This window comes from Paraburkholderia sp. A1BS-2L (assembly GCF_051125205.1).
Taxonomy (GTDB): Bacteria; Pseudomonadota; Gammaproteobacteria; order Burkholderiales; family Burkholderiaceae; genus Paraburkholderia.
The window spans coordinates 2,036,600-2,055,497 of sequence record NZ_CP120428.1; the positions used below are offsets into that span (position 1 = coordinate 2,036,600).

Genomic DNA, 18,898 nt, shown 5'->3' on the forward strand with positions numbered 1-18,898 from the left:
CGGCGCGTCATGCGCGCTTCGCGCCACCGGCCGCATCTTCGCCGTTGCCTTCAATACGACGCTCAGTGCGCTTCGGACTCGAACGCGAACGGGCTGTGCGCGGCGATGGCGCCGTTCTGCACGAGTTCCGCCATGGCCGCGATATCGGGTGCGAAGTAGCGGTCCAGGTCGTAGTGCGGCACTTCCTTGCGCACCGCAGCCATCACCTTCTGCAGCGCCGGGCTGGTCGCATGCGGCGCGCGCAGGTCCACGCCCTGGGCCGCGGCCAGCAGCTCGATCGCGAGAATGTTGGCCGTGTTGCCGGCGATGTCGGCGAGCTTGCGCGCGGCGAAGGTCGCCATCGACACGTGGTCTTCCTGGTTCGCCGAAGTCGGCAGCGAATCCACCGAGGCCGGATGCGCGAGCGTCTTGTTCTCCGAAGCCAATGCCGCCGCCGTCACGTGCGCGATCATGAAGCCCGAGTTCACGCCGCCGTCCTTCACGAGGAACGGCGGCAGGCCCGAGAGCGTCGCGTCGATCAGCAGCGCGATGCGGCGCTCGGCGAGCGCGCCGATTTCGGCGGCGGCCAGCGCGAGATTGTCGGCTGCGAACGCCACCGGCTCCGCGTGGAAGTTGCCGCCCGAGATGACTTCCTTGGTGTCCGGGAAGATCAGCGGGTTGTCCGAGACCGCATTGGCTTCGATCAGCAGCACTTGCGCGGCGTGGCGCATCTGGTCGAGGCACGCGCCCATCACCTGCGGCTGGCAGCGCAGCGAGTACGGGTCCTGGACCTTGCTGCAATCGCGGTGCGAGAGATTGATCGCCGAGCCGTCGAGCAGCGCGCGATAGGCCGAGGCCGCTTCGATCTGGCCGCGATGGCCACGCAGTTCGTGAATGCGCGCGTCGAACGGCTTGACCGAGCCGGCGGCCGCGTCCACGCACAGCGCGCCCGAGACCAGCGCGGTGCGGTACAGGTCTTCGATGGCGAACAGGTTGTAGATCGCCAGCGCCGTGGAGGCTTGCGTGCCGTTCAGCAGCGCGAGGCCTTCCTTCGCTTGCAGCGCTATCGGCTTGAGGCCGGCGGCGGCCAGACCCGCTTCGGCGCTGGCGCGCTTGCCGCGGATGAACACTTCGCCCACGCCCAGCAGCACCGCCGACATGTGCGAAAGCGGCGCGAGGTCGCCTGAAGCACCCACCGAGCCCTTCACGGGGATCACCGGCAGCACGTCCGCATTGAACAGCTTGATGAGCGTTTCCATCACTTCGCGGCGGATGCCCGAGTGACCGCGACCCAGGCTCGACAGCTTCAGCGCAATCATGAGGCGCACGACCGGCAGCGACATCGGCTCGCCCACGCCCACCGCGTGCGAGAGCACCAGATTGCGCTGCAGCAGTTCGAGCTGATCGGTCGGAATATGCGTGCTGGCGAGGCGGCCGAAGCCCGTGTTGATGCCGTAGGCGGGATCGCCCTTGGCCGTGATCTCGGCAACGGTGCGCGCGCTCGCGTCGATCGCCGCGAAGCTTGCGGGGTCGAGCTGGAGCTGGACGCTACTGCTGTCCGCTGCGCGCGCGATCTGGCGCAGTTGCGTGAGGGTCAGATGGCCGGGCGTAAGAAGCATGATCGAATCCTGTCTATACAAGTCAAGTGACGTGGAGTCTAGCCTGGCGAGCCTGTATAGACAACCTCCGCGAGCCCCCGCCGGCCTGGGACAATCCATGAGTTCGCGCCTGCATCGCCACGGCGATGCAGGCGTGCCCGTCAGGCCAGCGCCTCCAGCCTGCCGCCGATAAATGCGAGGAAGCCCTGCACGCGCGCGGCAAGCGTCGCACTGCGGTCATAGACAGCGTGGATCGGCTGTTGCTCGGCGACGAGCACGTCGTCGAGCAGGGTCACGAGGCGGCCGGCCGCGCGATCCCCGGCGGTCATGAAATCGGACAGGCAGGCGACGCCCGCGCCAGCGAGCGCGAGCTGGCGTATCGTCTCGCCGCTCGACGCCGCGAGCGTCGGATGGGCCACGAAGCCCCCGGGCGTGGCTGGCATGTCGTCGAGCAGCGATGCCTGCGCCGCGGACGACGCCCCGCCAAGCGGCCAGCAGTTCGCCTGCGTGGGCGCCGTGAAGCCGATCAGCCGGTGCTCGCGCAATTGCGCAAGCGTGCGCGGCGTGCCGCGCGCCGCGAGATAGGCCGGGCTCGCCACCACATGACGCCGGCTCGCGCCCAGCGTGCGCGCGTGCAGCGCGGCATCCTCGAAAGCGCCAACTCGAATGGCAATATCGACACGCTGCTCGTGCAGATCGGCGATGCGCTCATGGCTCGTCAGTTCGAGCTCGATCAGCGGATAGCGTTGGGCAAACGCGGCCATGTGCGGCGCGATGCAATGGAGCATGAAAGGCGCGCCCGCATCCACACGCAAGCGTCCCGAGGGCTGCTCGCGATGGCGCGAGACGGCCTCTTCCGCGTCCTCCATCGCCGTGAGAATGGCGCGCGCGCGTTCGAGAAACAGCTCGCCCTCCTCGGTCAATTGCAGGCGGCGCGTGGTGCGCACGAGCAGCGCCACGCCCAGCTGCTTTTCGAGCCGCGTGAGCGCCCGGCTCACGCCGGAGACGGTCTGCTCGAGTTTTTCGGCGGCGGCGGTGATCGACCCCGCATCGATCACCGTGACGAATACGAGCAATTCGTCGGTCGATGTTTTCATTATTGATCCGCAGTCAAGATTGATCCGAGACTAACACGGCTGAGCGGGCCTAAAAAGCCGCCTGAATGCGTGTCCAGGACCACCATGCTGTTGCGTATCCGTAAGGTCGGTTCGATAGAATCGCCCCGAATCGCACTATCCGCCGTCGCGTCTTTTACTCCGGCAACCCCATGCCTCTCGCGCTGAACTTCTACTGGCTGACCAATCTGCTCGCCATCCTCTTCGTGGTTGCGTGTCTGTACGACTCGCGCTACGACGAATATGGCACGCTGACCCTCGCGGCCGCCGCGATGGGCCTCATCGTGATGGCCATCGAGGTATTGCTGCGCCCCGCTTTCGAGATGTCGCTCTAGCGTTTTAGCGCCTCCATCCCGTCTATTCGTCCTCCGAAACAGTTGCGCGCCGCGTCATCCTGGCGGGCGCCTTCACGTCGATCCGACCGTGACCGGCTCAACCGAATACCGTCATTCGAACAGCTCCACCAGACGATCGAGCGCGCTCGACCATCCTTCGCGATGCGCATCGCGCGTGGCTTCGTCGAGGAAGCGTTCGTGGCGCAGCATGACCTCCGTCGTCGGGCCATCGGCGCGCAGCACGACCGTCACGCGCGATTCGCGCTCGGGTTCGCTGCGCCATGCCCATGTGAATACGAGCTTCGCCTCGGGCACGACGTCCAGATACGTGCCGCTCGCGTCGTATTCTTCGCCGCCGGGCGAGCGCATGATCACGCGAAAACGTCCGCCCACGCGCACATCGGCCTCGGCATGCAGGCAGATCGTGTCGAGCGGATGCATCCAGCGCATCAGTTGCGCGGCTTGCGTCCATGCCGCGTAGACCTTCGCGACGCTCGCGTCGATGCGGCGCCTGACAATGAGGCTGGGGCCGGCGTGGGCGGCGGCGCTGGCTGTTCCCGCGCCGTGCTCCGCGCGGTGCTCCGGACGGCTGGGCTGGGTGGACATGCCTCCTCCTCCACAAAAGCGGCGAGACGATCGAGTGCGCTGCTCCAGAAGCGTTCGTAGTGCGCGAGCCACTGCATCGCGTCCTCCATCGGCCCCGCCGCGAGCCGGCACGCCACCGTGCGCCCGGTCTTCGCGCGCAGGACGAGCCCCGCATCGGCGAGCACATCCAGATGCTTCATCACCGCGGGCAGCGACATCGCGAACGGCTGCGCGAGCGCGCTCACCGAGAGCGCGTCCTGCTGGGCGAGCCGCGCCAGCAGCGCGCGCCGCGTGGGGTCCGCCAGTGCCGCGAAGATGCGGTTCAACGCGTCGTCTTCATGCTTAACCATGCGGTTAAGCATAGGAGGGGCGCCGCCGATGTCAAGGCAGCATTCGCGCAGCCCTTAAAATGCGTTTTCGCGGCGTCGTGCCTCGATATCTTTACACCGGCACGCCTTCTCAAGCCATCCGGAGATCTTTGCGCCATGCCGTCCAAAATCCGCAATTCCCTGCTCTGGATCTTCGATGCCTTCGAGCGTGACCCCGGCTATCTGCACAAGCAGATGTTCGGCGCCGACGCCGCCTATATGGATGGCCTGCTCTGCCTCATCGCCGCCGACCGCGAAAAGCCCTTTAACGGCCTGCTGGTCTGCACGTCGCACGATCGGCACGCCGCGCTCATCGACGAAATACCTTCGTTGCAGCCGCATCCGGTGCTGGGCAAGTGGCTGCACGTCACGCAGGACGATGCGGAATTCGAAACCGCCGCGCAGCGCCTGACCGAACTCGTGCTGGCGCGCGACCCGCGCGTGGGCGTGGAGCCCAAGCCACGCAAATCGGCGCGCAAATCGACCGGCAAATCGGGCAAGCGACGAGGCAACAGCGTGCTGCCGAAGTGAGGAGGCGCCCGCGCTTGCGAACGCCGCCAAGGCGCGCCGGGCGCGCACAATTGCGCGCGCCGAATGCCGCACGGCCCGCGCCGCCACAAAGCGAACGCGGGCCGTGAAGCCGGCAGGACGGGCCGCCTCGGGTCCGTCTTGCCGAAGACCGGGCTATGTGGGCGCTAGCCGCGCATCAGATAGCCCAGCCGCCCAGGTAGAACGCCACGAGCACAGCAGCGATGATCACCGTGCCGACGTTGAGCTTCTTGAACTCGCCGCTCACCACGCGGCCGATCACGAGCGTCGCGAAGCCCAGCATGATGCCCGTGACGATGTTGGCGGTGAGCACGATGAACACGGCGCACACGAGGCCCGACATCGCATCCACCATGTCGTCCATGTCGAGGCGCGAGACGCTCGAGAGCATCATCAGGCCCACATACATGAGCGCCGGCGCCGTGGCGTAGGAAGGCACGAGGCCCGCGAGCGGCGCGAAGAACATCACCGCGAGGAACAGCACGCCCACCACGGCTGCGGCCATGCCGGTCTTGGCGCCTGCTGCCACGCCCACCGTCGATTCGATGTAAGCCGCTGCCGGCGCGCCGCCGAAGAAGCCCGAGAAGATCGAGCTGACCGAGTCGGCCGTGAGTGCGCGGCCGCCGTTGATGATGCGGCCGCTGGCGTCGAGCTGGCCAGCCTGGCCCGCCACGGCGCGGATCGTGCCGGTCGCGTCGAACACGGCGGTCATCACGAGTGCGAGCACGCTCGGCAGCACGGCGAGCGAGAGCGCGCCCTTGATGTCCATGGCACCGATCAGCGAGGCATGGCCCGGCGCCGAGAGCGACGGCCACGCGAACACGCCGTGGAACGTCACGGCCGGGTCGATGGCAAGACCGAGCGCCGAGATTGCGACGATCACGATCAGGATCGAGCCCGGCACGCGGCGGCGCACGAGGCCGAAGATCGCGGCGAGACCGACCACCGAGAGGATCACGGGCAGCGAGGTGACCGGACCGAGCGAAACCGGCAGGCCGGCGCCCGGGTTCTTGATCACGAGGCCCACGTCGTTGGCGGCGATCAGCAGCAGGAACAGGCCGATGCCGATGCCCGTGCCGTGCGCGATACCGTGCGGCAGGTTGCGCAGGATCCACGAGCGCACGCCGGTGACCGAGATGCTGGTGAACACGAGGCCCATCAGGAACACGGCGCCGAGCGCGACTTCGGGCTTCAGGCCCTTGCCGAGCACGAGGCCGAACGCGGTGAATGCGGTGAGCGAGATCGCGCAGCCGATGGCGATCGGCAGACGCGCCCACAAGCCCATCAGCAGCGAGCCGAACGCCGTGGTGAGACATACGGCGACAAACACCGCGCTGGTGTCGAAGCCCGCCTTGCCGAGCATGCCCGGCACGACGAACACGGAATACACCATCGCAAGGAACGTGGTGATGCCGGCGACGCTTTCCTGGCGCACCGAGCTGCCGCGCGTGGAAATATCGAAGTAACGGTCGAGGAAACCGGTCGAGCCAACGGCGTCGGCGGTATCGCCCTTGCGGATCGCAGCGGTAGCCATTTCGGCCACCTGCTGTGCCTGGGGTTCCATCATGGTGAGGCCTCCTTTATCAGCATGCTGAAACGGTCCGCGTTATGTGGTGCGGATCCGTCATCAGGTTCGTCTCGTCTGGATTGACTAGTGGTGTCGACGCCAGCCAGGCGCGCCTCGCAGCGCGCTATACCCATTCATTTATTTGACATCTTTTTACAGGCTCGAAGATTAGGCGAACCCGTCCCATGCTCCCATCGCGCGAATCACATTGACGACATGCCGCGACGCTTATATCGCCGTACACAGGGCGCGAAGCACCGCCGGGCCTCGTGTTTACCCCGGGCCGCCAAGGGCCCCGCCCACACTCCGATGCGCTCGCGCGCCCGTCTGAAATGCGCCCGAACGGCCCCGCGACGCGGGTTTTGTCAGCAGATTAGCGGCAGTTTCGGCCGGAATGGGACCCCATGCGGGTTAAACTCTCACGCATCCCGACCCGGTTTTCCCCTCGCCGCGCGCCACGCGCCGGCCGCTCCTGGAGTTTCTGTTGATGAGAGGCGGTTTCGCACATCCCGTTCTGTCCCCCCGGTACGCCCTCGCCCTGCTTGCGCTGTTTGCTTTAGCCGCACTGTCGGGCTGCACCCTGTTCAGCCCGTACCAGACGCCCGCGCCCATCGTCGAGGCGCCCATTGGCGTGAGCGCGCCGGAGGGGCTCACGAGCGAACCCGAAGCCGCCTCCGCGCCCGAAGCGGCAAGCGCTCCGCAGCCGGCCGAGGCAAAGCCCGCGCCCAGAAAACCGCACATCCCGCCCGTGCGGCGGCCCAAGCCCACGCCGCCGCCGTCCGCGCCCGCGAGCGCGCCCCCCGCCCCGCTGCCCGCCCCGCTCGTACAAAGCCGCACCCTCGAGCGCGGCACCTTCCGCACGCTGCTCGACAGCGAAGTGCGCAAGCCCGACGGCAAGGTCGTCGGCCGCGCCGTGGACATGGTCGCTGGCCCCGGCGGCAAGCCGCAGGAACTGGTCGTGAACCTGCAAGGCTTCATGGGCGTGGGCGACCGCAAGGCCAACTTCCCGTGGAGCGCCGTGCGCATCAACACGCCGGCGAAGACGCCGGCCATCACGCTCGCGCTCACGCCCGCCCAGCTGCAGGTGCCGGACCGGCCCAAGTCGGGCGCGCCGCAGCCCGGCACCTCGGAGGCGAGCCCGACGCGCCTGCCAATGCTCGACGCCAACGTCGAGCGCGCCAACGGCGCCAAGGTGGGACGCGTGGTGGACGTGCTGATCAGCGGCAGCGCCGACCCGCTCGCTGTCGTGCTCGACGTGAGCGGCACGCTGGAGAAGCGCCGCACGATCGCCGCCGACTGGTCGGCCCTGCGTTTCGTCACGAAGAACAACGCACTCGAAGCCCTGCTCGAGATGAGCGACCAGCAGATCGACGCTTCGCCCGCCTATGCGAGCGATCTGCCGGTTCGCGCCGTCAGTCCCGCAGCGGCGCCGGCCGCCCCTGCAGCTCCCGCGCGCGGTGCCCAATGACCGGCACGACGCATCCCACCCCCAGTCTGCGAAGCGTGCGCGCGCTCGACTGGCTCAACTTCTTTGTCGCGAACGTGCAAACCGGGTTCGGCCCGTTCATCGCCTCTTACCTCGCCTCGCACAAATGGACCCAGGGCGAAATCGGCCTGGCGCTCTCGGTGGGCACGATCAGCGCCATGGTGAGCCAGGTGCCGGGCGGCGCGGCCGTGGACGCCCTGCGCAACAAGAAGGCCGCCGCCGCCTGGGCGATCATCGCCATCATTCTCTCGGCGGTGCTGCTCGCGTTGAGCCCGACCGTCGTGCCCGTGATGGCCGCCGAGGTGTTCCACGGCTTTGCGAGCTGCATGCTGGTGCCTGCCATGGCGGCGCTCGCGCTCGCGCTGGTGGGCCGGCAGAACCTGGGCGACCGGCTCGGGCGCAACGCGCGCTGGGCCTCGATCGGCAGCGCGGTCGCGGCGGGCCTGATGGGGCTGTGCGGCGAATACATCTCGCCACGCGCGGTGTTCTGGCTCACGGCGGCGCTCGCGCTGCCCGCGCTCGTCGCGCTCGCCATGATCGAGTACGACAAGCACGCCCACGCGCCCAAGCCGCTGAAAAGCCGCCCTGACGACAAACCCGCGAAAGCCGCGACCGCAGCACTCCCGGGCGAGCCGCGCGAAACCATCCTCGATCTGCTGCGTGACAAGCGCATGCTGACCTTCGCGGCCTGCGTGGTGCTGTTCCACCTCTCGAACGCCGCGATGCTGAACCTTGCGGCGGGCGAAGTGACGGCCGGAATGGGCGACAACGTGCAGCTCGTGATTGCGGCGTGCATCATCGTGCCGCAAGCGATCGTCGCGCTGATGTCGCCGTGGGTGGGCCGTACCGCGCAGCACTGGGGCCGCCGCCCGGTGCTGATTCTCGGCTTCAGCGCCCTGCCGCTGCGCGCGCTGCTGTTCGCCGCGGTCGGCAACCCGTACTTCCTCGTGCCGGTGCAGATGCTCGACGGCATCTCGGCCGCCGTGTTCGGCGTGATGCTGCCGCTCATCGCCGCCGACGTGGCCGGCGACAAGGGGCGCTACAACCTGTGCATCGGGCTCTTCGGGTTATCGGCGGGCATTGGCGCCACGCTCTCCACCGCGCTCGCGGGGTTCGTCGCCGACCATCTGGGCAATACCGTGAGCTTTCTCGGCCTCGCCTCGGCGGGCGCGGCAGCGGTACTGATGGTGTGGTTCGTGATGCCGGAGACGCGCGACGCGTCAGAGGAGGAAACCGTCGGCGACAAGACCGCATGACGGTGTGGTGAAGACCCAGCCTGCTGGCCCGTGCCGCGAACGGGCCAGCGGAGCAAGAGACATCGGATGGAGGAAAGCTGGGCGCTGCCGGAGAAGGCGATTAGACGCCCGCAGCCCGCATCGAACGTTCGATGCGGGCTATCGTAAGCAGACCCAAGCAGACCCAAGCGGCGGATTTGCCGCTGCAACCTGGGCGCGGCCGGCCCGACTGAGACGCGACTACGATGCAACCGCTATGTAACCGCAATGCGGCGGTCAGGCGCGCGCCACGCAGCGCTTACGCCGCAAGCGCCTCGTCGAGACGCGCAGCCACGACACCGCTGGGAAAGGCGTCCAGCTTGCTGGCAAGAATCATGGCGTCGGCATTGGCCGGGCGATGGCGGCGGTTGGGGCTGGGGCGGAACACTGCGTCGCCGCGACGGATTTTCTCGCCGGTCAACGCGCACACGGCGCTGCGACGCGCGGTGCAAACCCGCCACAACTGGTCGGAGTAACGCCCATACGTGGCGTCGCTCCAGCAGACGGTGATGCTTTCCGGATCATGACGCCGGATCAAGGTAATGCCTTGTGCATCCCACGAACGCACGGTCGCGCGGCGCCGATTGGCCGCTTCCGATGCGCTGCGCGTGATGGGTACCGGTTTGCAACTCCTGACGCATTCAGGCTCGCCGTCCGGGCCCAAAGGCTCCGAGGCGGCGGACAGAAGATCAATGGTTTGTTGCCATGCGCTGCCGGTATCTAATTTCGTCATAATGCACCTCGTGCACGTGGAAACGATTCAAATATGCCGGTCGAATAAGCACTCTGCCACGTCCGGATTATAGCGTGCGATTCTCGCAAGCCACAGAAAAAACTGAATATTCACACATTAATCCCGACACAGGCAAATGCAGCCATCGGCATTCAGCGGCAATTGTAAGACATCAATACTCGTTTCTTTACATTTACTTCCGCAACTTTTTTGCCGATTTGTTGACCTTTAACATTTGCGTCAGGAAAAAATAACCGATACGTGTCGGTGGCATGGATCGACGAAGCATTGACAAGACTATTGCGGGCGCATGCAGCGTTCCTGTGCTGGATCGGCCTCAACAGGCTTCCTGTCTATTGCCGCGCGGCGGCGCGTGGCGTCCCGTCACGCCACTCGTTGCAGCGCGATCAATGAAACGCATGTCCATTTCATGACATGGGCATATTGAGGTTTCCCATCAGGCAGGACAACCGCGCTGCGCGGAGAATTGTCGCACACAGCATGCGGATCCCCGGAGAACGGAAATTCGAGACTCACCTCTATTTCATGATGCATTAATCAAAAATGAATTGTGCTTTAGCGATTTTGTCATGTCCTTATGCGGCGAATCGCAAAGGCACGGGTAATAGCAACAGCGGCAACCGCGATTCCGGTCGAATTCGGCAATTCAAATTCCATCCAATGAGCGCGGCATTTGAGCGTCAATTCCGGGCCGATGGTTGGGCGCACAACGAATCGGCCCGCGCTCACTGGCGGATCAGGCCCCACGCCCCTGATCGAGGAACTCGGCCGCGCGGTGCCTGAGCATGGCCCCGAAATCGTCGAGCCAGCCGATCGACAAACGCCAGCTTTGCCAGTAGAGCTCGACGTCGAGCGTGCGTCCCGGCGTAAGCTCGACGAGTTCGCCGCGCGCGAGATACGGCGCGATCATGCGTTCCGGGCACATGCCCCACCCTAGTCCGCTCACGCAGCAGCGCAGAAAACCCGCCACGTGCGGAATCCAGTGCAGCGGCGCGTCCACCTGCGCACGCGTGATGCGCCGCACGAAACGCTTTTGCAGCTGGTCCTTTGGATTGAACTCCACGCATGGCGCGCGGCGCAGCGCCTCGCGTCCCACGCCGGCGGAAAAATAGCGCTCGAAAAACGCTGGCGAGCAGACCGCGAGGTAACGCATGCGCCCAAGCCGCGTCGAGCGGCAGCCCTGCACGGGCTCGGCCTGGGTCGTCACGGCGCCCTGCACGCTGCCGTCGCGCATGCGCTGCGCGGTATGGTCCTGGTCGTCGATCACGAGATCGAGCAGGATGCCGCGCTCGACACAAAAGCCCGCCACGGCGTCGATGAACCAGGTGCCCACGCTGTCGTCATTGACCGCGACGCGCAAGGTGGGGCGCGATGCGTCGAGCGCTCCGGCCACCGTGGGCATGCCGCCGCCCAGTTCCGCCTCGAGCAGTTGCACGCGCTCGGTGTGACGGCACAGCAGCGCGCCCGCTGCCGTGGCCACGCAGGGCTGGCCGCGCTTCACGAGCACGGTACCCACGCGCTCCTCCAGCAGCTTCACGCGCTGCGAGACCGCCGAAGGCGTGACGTTGAGCGCGCCGGCCGCGCGATCGAACGAGCCGTGCCTGACCACGGCCGCGAGCGCATCGAGCAACGCATAGTCGAGCATTAGCGTTCCTTAATCCAGTTTAAGAAAATGAGCTTTGCTTAGGCAAGCCACGGCCGCAGACTAACGCCGAATGCTTCCTCTGTCCATGCGCCTGCCGCAACGTGCTTCGTCACCTTGCGCCTTGCGCCCCATTTCGGCCACCGGCCGCGCAACCATCATGAACTGGCTCGCTTTTTCGCACGGCGCGGCGCTGTGCGCCTCGCTCATCGTCACCATCGGCGCGCAGAATGCCTTCGTGCTGCGTCAGGGCATCCTGCGCTCGCACGTCGGCAAGATCGTGCTGCTGTGCACGCTGTCCGATTTCATCCTGATCGGCGCGGGCGTGGGCGGCGCTTCCGCGCTGGTCGAGCGCTATCCCACCTTCGTGCATCTCGTGCTTTATGTGGGACTCGCGTGGCTCGTATGGTTCGGCATCGGCGCGCTGCGGCGCGCGATGAAGCCCACCCATGCCGTGCTGGAGGCAGCCGGCGCGCAGGAAGCGCCCGCGCAGCGCGCGTGGCCGATCATCCTGATGACGCTCGCGTTCACCTGGCTCAACCCGCACGTCTATCTCGACACGTTCTTGCTGATCGGCACGGCCGGCGCGCGCGAGCCGCAAGGCAGCCGTCTCGCGTTCGCGATCGGCGCAATGTGCGTGAGCGCGGTGTGGTTCATCGGCCTCGGTTACGGTGCGCGCGTGCTGGCGCCGCTGTTCCGGCGCGCCGGCGCGTGGCGCGTACTCGACGGCACGATCGGCGCGATGGTGCTCTTCATCGCGTTCGCGCAGTTGCGCTGACTGCGCGTGGGCGCAGCGTTCAGGGCGCCGCGCCCGCACCCTTGGGCGCGCCGCTGCGCGCGGGGTGCTGAATGGCGAGCAGCCCATCGACGAGTTCGTTCGACAGATAATGCGGGCCGTCGAAGATATAGACGCGATAGCCGTGATACCTCTGCAGTTGCGGCGCCAGTTCCGCCGCCGTGGCCGCGCGGAAACCACCGCCCTGCTTCGGCCTGAACGCCTCCGCGATGATGCGCACGCGGTCCTTGCCCAAACGCGCCGCGAGCGCATCCGCGTACTCGCGCGCCACATTCGCGACACTCTACCTTCTCCAAGCGAACCGACGCCAATAAATTGTCCGATAAAAAAGACACACTGGCGATTATTCAATTAACTGAAACGCATTCACCGATCGCTGAGTGGTTTGCAATAGTGGCAACGCGCCCTCAGCCTGCGCGCCGCGCCATTTACAATGGCGCTCGCCCATTGGCCTTTCGTTGCGCTTCCCAGGAACCGCCCATGAACACCAGCCAGGCTTATTCGCGACCCGCCCGCCTGTTGCAGATTGCTTCGTGGATCATCGCGATCGTGTTCGCGCTGTTCCTCGACATGCTCGGCAGCCTCGTGATGCGCGACCTCATGTTCGCGCCGCAAGGCGGGCCGCCCCGCGTCGAACAATTCGTCGACCGCGCCGCCGTCGCGCCGCTCGAAGCGCAAACGCGCGATCTGGAGCGCCAGCGCAGCGCACTCGACGACAAGGCGCAGACCCTGCGCATTGCGTACGACCGTGCGAACACCGACTATCGCGACGCCCAGGAAGGCCTGCGCAACTGGATCGCCACGCGCACGGCGACGGGCGACAACCGCAACGACATCGAATTGCTCGCGCGCACGCGCAAGCTCGACCTGCTGCAGGCGAGCGTGATCGACTGGCAGCGCCGGCGCGACGCGCTCGCCGACCAGCAGCGCGCGCTCGACGCGCGCGGCGAGCAATTGGGCGCGCAGCTCGCCCGGGCCCAGGCCGGCGCCGACGCCCGCTACGCCGCCGCGCAACGGCGCTACGAACTCACGGTGTTCGGCTGGCGTCTCGCACTCACGCTGCCGATCCTGCTGCTGGCCGTCTGGCTGTTCGTGAAGCGCCGCAAAAGCCGCTACTGGCCGTTCATTTATGGCTTCGGGCTCTTTGCGCTGTGCGCGTTCTTCGTCGAACTCGTGCCGTATCTGCCCGATTTCGGCGGCTATGTGCGCGTGCTCGTGGGCATTGGGCTCACGGTATTCGCGGGGCTCTACATGCTGCGCGCGTTCCAGCGCTACGTCGAGCGCAAGCGCGCGGAAATGCAGCAAAGCCAGAGCGAGCGCGCCCGCACCGTGGTCTACGAAAAGGCCATAGGCGCGTATCAAAAGAAGCTCTGCCCGTCTTGCGACAAGCCGTGGCATCTGGGCGGCGACCAGGTCTCGTTCTGCATTCACTGCGGGCTGAGGCTCTTCGAGGTCTGTTCCTGCGGCGCGCGCAATTTCGCATTCTTCCCGTTCTGCAATCAATGCGGCACGCATGTCACCCACGCCGACGACCGCGATGCTGGTGCCGATGCTGGTGCCGGGCAAGCGGATTCCGCGGCGAATTCCGCGCATCGGTGACAAAATTGATCGCTTGCCTGATCGCCTGGCCGACGCGGCAAGCCACCAAATAACACGACCCCACCACACGAGACGCTTCAAGATGGACGATCAGGTACTCGACGCCTTCGACACAGCGCAATTGATCCCTGACTTCACCGCGCCGCAGCTGCCGAGCGAGCCGCCCGACCGCGCGACGCTCGACGCCGCCGAACACAACACGCGCCACTGGACGAGCGCCGCGCCCGGCCCGCTTACGCCCGGCTCCGACGCGCACCGGCGCGAGACCTGCCGCATGTTCCGCGAAACCTTCAACCCGTACCGGCCCTCGGTGCTCGCATGGCCGTCGCTCGAGCCCGCTGCGCTAAAGCGCATCGTCGAGCTGCCGATCTGGGACATCGCGGTGCAGACCGAGGGCAAGGCGCGCCTGCGCATGGCGGCCTATGGCGCGACGGTCGATGACCCCGAGATGCGCGCCGCGCTCGCGCTCAACGCGTGGGAAGAAAACCGCCACAAGGAAGTGCTTTCGCGCATGGTGCGGGCCTATGGCATCGCGCTCGCGAGCGAGCCGCCCTACGAATTTCCGAAGGACGCGGAGTGGGCCTACCTCGTGACGGGCTACAGCGAATGCGTGGACAGCTTCTTCGCGTTCGGCCTGTTCGAAGTCGCGAAACGCTCGGGGCTGTTCCCGCCCGAGCTCATCGACACGTTCGAGCCCGTGATGCAGGAAGAATGCCGCCATATCCTGCTGTTCGCGAACTGGGTGGCGTGGCACCGCGCGCGGCTTTCGTGGTGGCGGCGCATCGCCTTCGAACTGAAAGTGGCGCGCGTGTGGATGTTTCTGGGCTGGGAGCGCATCGGCCTCGCGCGCACCATGGACGCCGAGGGCAACGAGCAGCGGCAGGACAACAACTTCACGGTGAACGGCGCGCAGTCGGTCTCCGACGTGGACATCAACGTGCCCGACCTGATGCGTCTGTGCCTCGAAGAAAACGACCGGCGCTTCTCGGGCTATGACACGCGCCTGCTGCGCCCGGAGACCATGCCGAAGCTCGTGCGCTTCGCGCTGCGGTTCGTGCGCAGCAAGCCGACCGCGCAGAAAGGGTGACGCGTCGCCTCGATGATGATATCGATGCAAAAAACGCCGGAAAATCTGGCGTTTTTTGCGTTTTTTGCGCTTACGCTCAGGCGCTCACCTTCTACGCGGCGCTCGTAACCTTGCTTGTGCCAAAGAGCGCGCCCACGCGCCCGGCATCGGCTATACGCCACGCCTGCTCGAGCAACGCGTTCGCCTCCGCTTCGCTCGCCGCATGCGAAAAAACCGCGAGGCGCACGAACTTCGTCGCCAGTTCTTCGCGCGAGAGCGTGTTGCCCGGATCGCCCTTGGGCTCGTCCACGCGCGCGTGCAACGTACGGCCGTCGCACGTGGTCACGCTCACCTTGCCGATCCAGCGCGCCGGATACGCGCGGTCCACTTCTTCGTCGAGCACCATCGTCACGCGCTCGCGGAACGCCGCGATGTCCGCGTGCGCGTAGTCGTGCTCGAACTCGTTCACGCCCGCATAGCCGCGATACGCGCACAGGCCCAGCACCGTGCCCATGTTGAACTTCGCCTGGTGGACCGTGCTGGGCGTGGCCACGCTGCCCAGCACGTCAATGGCGCCCTGGTGCACGTGCGCGGTCACGGCGGCGATGTCGTCCGGCGCGAGCCGGTGCTCGGCCATCGCGGCGAGCAACGCGTCGGCGGCCGGATGCGTGTGGCGACAGGCAGCGTGATACTTGAACGAGGTCTCCACGATGGCCCAGCGCGCACCGAGCGCGTCGACGAGCTTCGCCGGATCCGCATCGCTCGACATGCCCGCGGCCATGCCCTGCGCGCCTTCGAGAACGCGCTGCGCGCCGCGAAATCCCTCGGCGGCCAGTTGGGCCGCCATCAGCCCGTTGGCGGCGGCCATCGCCGTGTGCAGTTGCTTGGAATCGGCGGCATCGCGCAGGAATTCCCACAGGCCGCTCGCCTGGGTGCCGGCCGAGCCGAACGCGTCGAGCATCTGCGCGGGCGTGAGTTTCAGAAGCCGCCCGGCCGCCGCAGCCGCCGCAATCGTGCCCACCGTGCCGGTCGTATGGAATATTTTGTAATGCGAACGACCCATGAACTCGCCGACGCGAATGCCGACTTCATAGCCCGCCACCGAAGCCGCGGTGAACTCGCGCCCCGACGCGCCCAGCGCCTGCGCGAGCGCGAGCGTGACCGGAAACACCACGGTCGCGGGATGAAACACGGAGCCGTTGTGAACGTCGTCCTGCTCGACGAAGTGCGAGGCGGCGGCATTCGTCATCGCCGCGAAGTACGGGGTGCTGCGGCTGCGGTCGATCACGACGTCGCACGGATCCTGGGGGCTCCGCGCGCCGCGCGCCGCGCGCGCGAAACGCGCAATGGTCTCGACCGGGCACGCGCCCTTGCCGCCGAGCGCGGAGCCGAGCCAGTCCACGTAGAGATTGACGGTACGCTCGACCACCGGAGCGGGAATGGCGTCGAACTCTAGCGTGGCGGCAAAGGCCGCGAGCGTGCGGCTGGGATGATCGGTCATGGTGGAGTTCATGGCTGCATAGGCGAAATGCACACGGGTGGCACGGGTGGCGCGGGTCGGTTCGAATCAGGCAAGCGTCGCTGTGGCCTGCATCGTCAGATAGCCCTCGTGGTCCTTGGCCCACAGTTCTATGGTGCGGCCGTCCACGGCGGGCTTGCCGCACAGCGTGAACGCATTGCCGCCGAAGGTGGGGCGCACGGCGCGAAACGCGAAGCTCGCGACCGTTGCGTGAGGCCGCTCGCGGTGCACGAGATCGAGCAGCAGCGTGGCGATGAGCGGCCCGTGAACGATGAGCCCCGGATAGCCCTCCTCCTGCGTGACATAGGGAAAGTCGTAGTGGATGCGATGGCCGTTGAAGGTGAGCGCCGAATAGCGGAACAGCATCACGGGATCGCCTGCGAGCGTGCGCGACCAGGTGCTGTCCGCAGGCGCAGTGATGGGTTTCGGCGCGCTCGCGCCGGGCTGCGGCGCGTCGCGATAGACGATGTCGTGCTCCTCCTCGATGCACAGCGCGCCCGCCGATTCGTAGCGATGCTGGACCGTCACGAACACGAGCCGGCCGCTGCGCCCGGTCTTGTCTTCGATATTGGCAACCGTCGAGGTGCGCTGCGCCGTCTCGCCTGCACGCAGCGGCGCGTGGAACGTGAGCCGGCCGCCCGCCCACATGCGGCGCGGCAACGCGACGGGCGGAAGGAAACCGCCGCGCTTCGGGTGACCGTCCGCGCCCACTTGCGCGAGCGGCGCGACTGGCAGGAAATAGAGCCAGTGCCACAGCGGCGGCACCGCGTCGCCCGGTGCTTCGCGGTCGAGCGTGGCCGCGAGCGCGCGCAGCGGGAACGAGGTGATCTCGTCGGTGAGCGTTTCGGTCTTGTCGAGCCACGCTTCGAGCGGCACGGTTGGCGAGACTTCCTGTTCTGATTGGGACACGGCAATCCTCCGATGTGGCTATAGGTCGAATCAAGCCTCGCCGCGCAGGTGCGCCGAAGCCTCGTCTTCCACACGTTGCCACAATTCGAACGACATGGGCCGCTCGCCTTCTTCGAGCAGATGGCCGACCAGTCCGATCGCGCGCGCCATCACGCCAAAGCCGCGCACGATGCGCCACGGAAAGCCGAACTCGCAGCAGATCGCGCCGATGGCGCCCGTCGCGTTGATCGGCAGCGACTTGCCCGCGGCGCGCTCGGCCTCTGCGCCGATCAACTGCATGAGCTTCACGTAATCGCCCGACAGGCCGTTTTGCGCGGCAAGCTCGAACAGGCGCGGCGTGCGCGGATCGATCGGCTTATGCAGCGGGTGTCCGAGGCCTGGAATGGGCGTGCCGCGCGCACGCCATGCGGCCACGGTGTCCACCGCGAGCCTTTCAAGGTCGTGGCATGGCGTGCCGTACCGCAATGCTTCGGAGAGCATACGACATGCACCCTCCATGCTGCCCACGAATACCGAGCCCAGCCCGCACAGTCCTGCCGCCACGGCCGCCTGGAGCGACTCGGGCGCGCCGGCATAGGTCATGCGCGCGGCGATCGCGCTGGGCGTCATGCCGTGTTCGACGAGCGTGATGACAATGGCGTTGAACATCGCGGATTGCTGCGGCGTGGCGGTCTTGCCGGTCAGTTGCAAGAACGCGAAGTCGCCGAGGTTCATATGGCCGAGCACTTCGTCGGGCAGGCTTTTGCCGCGCACGACGATGCGATCGGGCGTGCTGTATGCGATATCGGAGCGCACCAGCGGTTTCGGTTGACGGGCCATGACTGCAGTTCCTTTCTGTTCGTGTTCGAATTCGTGTTGAGTTGTGGCGATGAAGTGGGCCATGTTCAGCGCAGCTTCGCGGTGCCGTGGTCGAGCACCACCACGTCGCGCTCGACCACGCGCGTGCGAAAGCTCACGGCCTGGCCGTCGCGCCAGATTTCCGTGCGCAGGGTCTCGCCCGGATAGACCGGCGCGGTAAAGCGCGCATGAAATCGCGCGAGCCGTGCCGGGTCGCTCGCGCACAGCGTCTTGAGCACCGCGTGCGCGGCCACCGCCCAGGTGGCGAGGCCATGCAGGATGGGCCGCGCGAAGCCGGCCGCGCGCGCGACTTGCGGGTCCGCGTGCAGCGCGTTGTCGTCGCCGCACAGGCGGTAGAGCAGCGCCGTCTCCGGCCGCGTCGGCAACGTGCAGACATGATCGGCCGCACGCCCGGGCACGGCGGGCGGCACGGCGGGCGCCTCGTCACTCGGGCCGCCGCCCGCGCTGAAGCCGCCATCGCCACGGCAAAACGTGAGTTGCGTGAGCGTGGCATAGCGCTCGCCGCTCGCTTTGTCGGTAATGCTGCGTTGTATTTCGAGCAGCGCTCCCTTGCCCTCGCCCTTGTCGACCACGCGCGCGATGCGCGAGCGGCCGATCACCGTCGCTTCGCGCGGCAGCGGCTTGTGAATCTCGATGCCCTGCTCGCCGTGCAGCACGCGCACCCAGTCGATGCCGCTCCTCGGGTCGCGCGCCCAGAAGCCCGGATAGCCGAGCACCACCGCGAACGTCGGCGGCACGCGCAGTTCCTCCCCGTAGACGAACGCGAGATCATCGGGATCCAAGGAATTGGCGCCATAGCCCACCGCGAGGCTATAGAACATCGCATCGCGAGCGGTGTAGGTCTGTTCGATGTCCTTGAACGGCCAGTTGCGCAAGGTGTGGTAATCGATCGTCATGGC

At 66.8% G+C, this 18,898-nt stretch carries 19 protein-coding genes; 7 read left to right on the forward strand and 12 right to left on the reverse strand.

The genetic code is table 11. The annotated features are described in order from the left end of the window. Nucleotides 1-62: 62 nt before the first annotated feature. Together hutH and P5W98_RS09180 are read right to left on the reverse strand one after the other, a co-directional pair. Nucleotides 63-1,598 (reverse strand): histidine ammonia-lyase, encoded by a 1,536-nt coding sequence (gene hutH, locus P5W98_RS09175; protein ID WP_421024265.1) that lies wholly within the window; start codon nucleotides 1,596-1,598, stop codon nucleotides 63-65. 140 nt (nucleotides 1,599-1,738) lie between these two features. Further along, on the reverse strand, nucleotides 1,739-2,674 hold the full coding sequence (locus P5W98_RS09180; protein WP_421024266.1) for a LysR substrate-binding domain-containing protein: 936 nt from the start codon (nucleotides 2,672-2,674) through the stop codon (nucleotides 1,739-1,741). A 170-nt stretch (nucleotides 2,675-2,844) separates the two neighbouring features. Here P5W98_RS09180 and P5W98_RS09185 point away from each other — a divergent pair, with 170 nt between their 5' ends. After that, nucleotides 2,845-3,027 carry a hypothetical protein gene (locus P5W98_RS09185; protein WP_028221745.1) on the forward strand — a complete coding sequence of 61 codons (183 nt, stop codon included), beginning with the start codon at nucleotides 2,845-2,847 and terminating at the stop codon, nucleotides 3,025-3,027. Between the two features lie 111 nt (nucleotides 3,028-3,138). Here the strand turns inward: P5W98_RS09185 and P5W98_RS09190 are convergent, their stop codons facing one another. Next, complete coding sequence (locus tag P5W98_RS09190; RefSeq protein WP_421024267.1) at nucleotides 3,139-3,477, reverse strand: SRPBCC family protein; 339 nt, start codon at nucleotides 3,475-3,477, stop codon at nucleotides 3,139-3,141. Further along, a complete protein-coding gene (locus tag P5W98_RS09195) occupies nucleotides 3,477-3,962 on the reverse strand; it encodes an ArsR/SmtB family transcription factor (RefSeq protein ID WP_421024268.1) in 486 nt (161 codons plus the stop codon). Before P5W98_RS09195 ends, P5W98_RS09190 begins: the two co-directional genes overlap by 1 nt. Before the next feature lie 135 nt (nucleotides 3,963-4,097). On the opposite strand from P5W98_RS09195, the gene P5W98_RS09200 reads away from it, so the two are divergent. Further along, entirely contained in the window at nucleotides 4,098-4,511 is a 414-nt protein-coding gene (locus P5W98_RS09200) for a hypothetical protein (protein ID WP_421024269.1), read from the forward strand. A 175-nt stretch (nucleotides 4,512-4,686) separates the two neighbouring features. Here P5W98_RS09200 and P5W98_RS09205 read toward each other — a convergent pair whose 3' ends face one another. Then, complete coding sequence (locus P5W98_RS09205; protein ID WP_421025232.1) at nucleotides 4,687-6,063, reverse strand: NCS2 family permease; 1,377 nt, start codon at nucleotides 6,061-6,063, stop codon at nucleotides 4,687-4,689. Between the two features lie 520 nt (nucleotides 6,064-6,583). On the opposite strand from P5W98_RS09205, the gene P5W98_RS09210 reads away from it, so the two are divergent. Together P5W98_RS09210 and P5W98_RS09215 are read left to right on the forward strand one after the other, a co-directional pair. Then, nucleotides 6,584-7,564 (forward strand): PRC-barrel domain containing protein, encoded by a 981-nt coding sequence (locus P5W98_RS09210; protein ID WP_421024270.1) that lies wholly within the window; start codon nucleotides 6,584-6,586, stop codon nucleotides 7,562-7,564. Then, nucleotides 7,561-8,838 (forward strand): MFS transporter, encoded by a 1,278-nt coding sequence (locus tag P5W98_RS09215; protein WP_421024271.1) that lies wholly within the window; start codon nucleotides 7,561-7,563, stop codon nucleotides 8,836-8,838. Before P5W98_RS09210 ends, P5W98_RS09215 begins: the two co-directional genes overlap by 4 nt. Before the next feature lie 277 nt (nucleotides 8,839-9,115). On the opposite strand, the gene P5W98_RS09220 is transcribed toward P5W98_RS09215, so the two are convergent. Both P5W98_RS09220 and P5W98_RS09225 read right to left on the reverse strand, forming a co-directional pair. Continuing rightward, a complete protein-coding gene (locus tag P5W98_RS09220; RefSeq protein ID WP_413188530.1) occupies nucleotides 9,116-9,589 on the reverse strand; it encodes a DUF3331 domain-containing protein in 474 nt (157 codons plus the stop codon). Between the two features lie 757 nt (nucleotides 9,590-10,346). Continuing rightward, nucleotides 10,347-11,255 (reverse strand): LysR family transcriptional regulator ArgP, encoded by a 909-nt coding sequence (locus P5W98_RS09225; protein ID WP_421024272.1) that lies wholly within the window; start codon nucleotides 11,253-11,255, stop codon nucleotides 10,347-10,349. A 157-nt stretch (nucleotides 11,256-11,412) separates the two neighbouring features. Between P5W98_RS09225 and P5W98_RS09230 the strand changes: the two genes are divergently transcribed. Then, entirely contained in the window at nucleotides 11,413-12,030 is a 618-nt protein-coding gene (locus tag P5W98_RS09230; protein ID WP_421024273.1) for a LysE/ArgO family amino acid transporter, read from the forward strand. A gap of 19 nt (nucleotides 12,031-12,049) precedes the next feature. Here P5W98_RS09230 and P5W98_RS09235 read toward each other — a convergent pair whose 3' ends face one another. Continuing rightward, a complete protein-coding gene (locus P5W98_RS09235) occupies nucleotides 12,050-12,319 on the reverse strand; it encodes a hypothetical protein (RefSeq protein WP_421024274.1) in 270 nt (89 codons plus the stop codon). A 209-nt stretch (nucleotides 12,320-12,528) separates the two neighbouring features. Between P5W98_RS09235 and P5W98_RS09240 the strand changes: the two genes are divergently transcribed. Continuing rightward, on the forward strand, nucleotides 12,529-13,647 hold the full coding sequence (locus tag P5W98_RS09240; RefSeq protein WP_421024275.1) for a hypothetical protein: 1,119 nt from the start codon (nucleotides 12,529-12,531) through the stop codon (nucleotides 13,645-13,647). 82 nt (nucleotides 13,648-13,729) lie between these two features. Beyond that, entirely contained in the window at nucleotides 13,730-14,734 is a 1,005-nt protein-coding gene (locus P5W98_RS09245; RefSeq protein WP_421024276.1) for a ferritin-like domain-containing protein, read from the forward strand. 91 nt (nucleotides 14,735-14,825) lie between these two features. On the opposite strand, the gene P5W98_RS09250 is transcribed toward P5W98_RS09245, so the two are convergent. From P5W98_RS09250 to P5W98_RS09265, 4 genes are all read right to left on the reverse strand, one after another. Further along, nucleotides 14,826-16,214 carry an MmgE/PrpD family protein gene (locus P5W98_RS09250; RefSeq protein WP_421024277.1) on the reverse strand — a complete coding sequence of 463 codons (1,389 nt, stop codon included), beginning with the start codon at nucleotides 16,212-16,214 and terminating at the stop codon, nucleotides 14,826-14,828. A 66-nt stretch (nucleotides 16,215-16,280) separates the two neighbouring features. Next, nucleotides 16,281-17,141 carry an FAS1-like dehydratase domain-containing protein gene (locus P5W98_RS09255; protein WP_421024278.1) on the reverse strand — a complete coding sequence of 287 codons (861 nt, stop codon included), beginning with the start codon at nucleotides 17,139-17,141 and terminating at the stop codon, nucleotides 16,281-16,283. Between the two features lie 30 nt (nucleotides 17,142-17,171). Beyond that, the gene (locus P5W98_RS09260; RefSeq protein ID WP_421024279.1) at nucleotides 17,172-17,960 is read right to left on the reverse strand and encodes a citryl-CoA lyase; all 789 of its coding nucleotides are present in this window, start codon (nucleotides 17,958-17,960) and stop codon (nucleotides 17,172-17,174) included. 65 nt (nucleotides 17,961-18,025) lie between these two features. Next, the gene (locus tag P5W98_RS09265; RefSeq protein WP_421024280.1) at nucleotides 18,026-18,895 is read right to left on the reverse strand and encodes a MaoC/PaaZ C-terminal domain-containing protein; all 870 of its coding nucleotides are present in this window, start codon (nucleotides 18,893-18,895) and stop codon (nucleotides 18,026-18,028) included. Nucleotides 18,896-18,898 lie beyond the last annotated feature (3 nt).

Coding starts and splice junctions, on each gene's coding strand:
- P5W98_RS09250 (WP_421024277.1), bottom strand. CDS start 16,214: ATGACCGATCATCCCAGCCGCACGCTCGCGGCCTTTGCCGCCACGCTA.
- P5W98_RS09225 (WP_421024272.1), bottom strand. CDS start 11,255: ATGCTCGACTATGCGTTGCTCGATGCGCTCGCGGCCGTGGTCAGGCAC.
- P5W98_RS09230 (WP_421024273.1), top strand. CDS start 11,413: ATGAACTGGCTCGCTTTTTCGCACGGCGCGGCGCTGTGCGCCTCGCTC.
- P5W98_RS09215 (WP_421024271.1), top strand. CDS start 7,561: ATGACCGGCACGACGCATCCCACCCCCAGTCTGCGAAGCGTGCGCGCG.
- P5W98_RS09265 (WP_421024280.1), bottom strand. CDS start 18,895: ATGACGATCGATTACCACACCTTGCGCAACTGGCCGTTCAAGGACATC.
- P5W98_RS09180 (WP_421024266.1), bottom strand. CDS start 2,674: ATGAAAACATCGACCGACGAATTGCTCGTATTCGTCACGGTGATCGAT.
- P5W98_RS09190 (WP_421024267.1), bottom strand. CDS start 3,477: ATGCGCTGGATGCATCCGCTCGACACGATCTGCCTGCATGCCGAGGCC.
- hutH (WP_421024265.1), bottom strand. CDS start 1,598: ATGCTTCTTACGCCCGGCCATCTGACCCTCACGCAACTGCGCCAGATC.
- P5W98_RS09220 (WP_413188530.1), bottom strand. CDS start 9,589: ATGACGAAATTAGATACCGGCAGCGCATGGCAACAAACCATTGATCTT.
- P5W98_RS09260 (WP_421024279.1), bottom strand. CDS start 17,960: ATGGCCCGTCAACCGAAACCGCTGGTGCGCTCCGATATCGCATACAGC.
- P5W98_RS09210 (WP_421024270.1), top strand. CDS start 6,584: ATGAGAGGCGGTTTCGCACATCCCGTTCTGTCCCCCCGGTACGCCCTC.
- P5W98_RS09200 (WP_421024269.1), top strand. CDS start 4,098: ATGCCGTCCAAAATCCGCAATTCCCTGCTCTGGATCTTCGATGCCTTC.
- P5W98_RS09245 (WP_421024276.1), top strand. CDS start 13,730: ATGGACGATCAGGTACTCGACGCCTTCGACACAGCGCAATTGATCCCT.
- P5W98_RS09240 (WP_421024275.1), top strand. CDS start 12,529: ATGAACACCAGCCAGGCTTATTCGCGACCCGCCCGCCTGTTGCAGATT.
- P5W98_RS09195 (WP_421024268.1), bottom strand. CDS start 3,962: ATGGTTAAGCATGAAGACGACGCGTTGAACCGCATCTTCGCGGCACTG.
- P5W98_RS09185 (WP_028221745.1), top strand. CDS start 2,845: ATGCCTCTCGCGCTGAACTTCTACTGGCTGACCAATCTGCTCGCCATC.
- P5W98_RS09205 (WP_421025232.1), bottom strand. CDS start 6,063: ATGGCTACCGCTGCGATCCGCAAGGGCGATACCGCCGACGCCGTTGGC.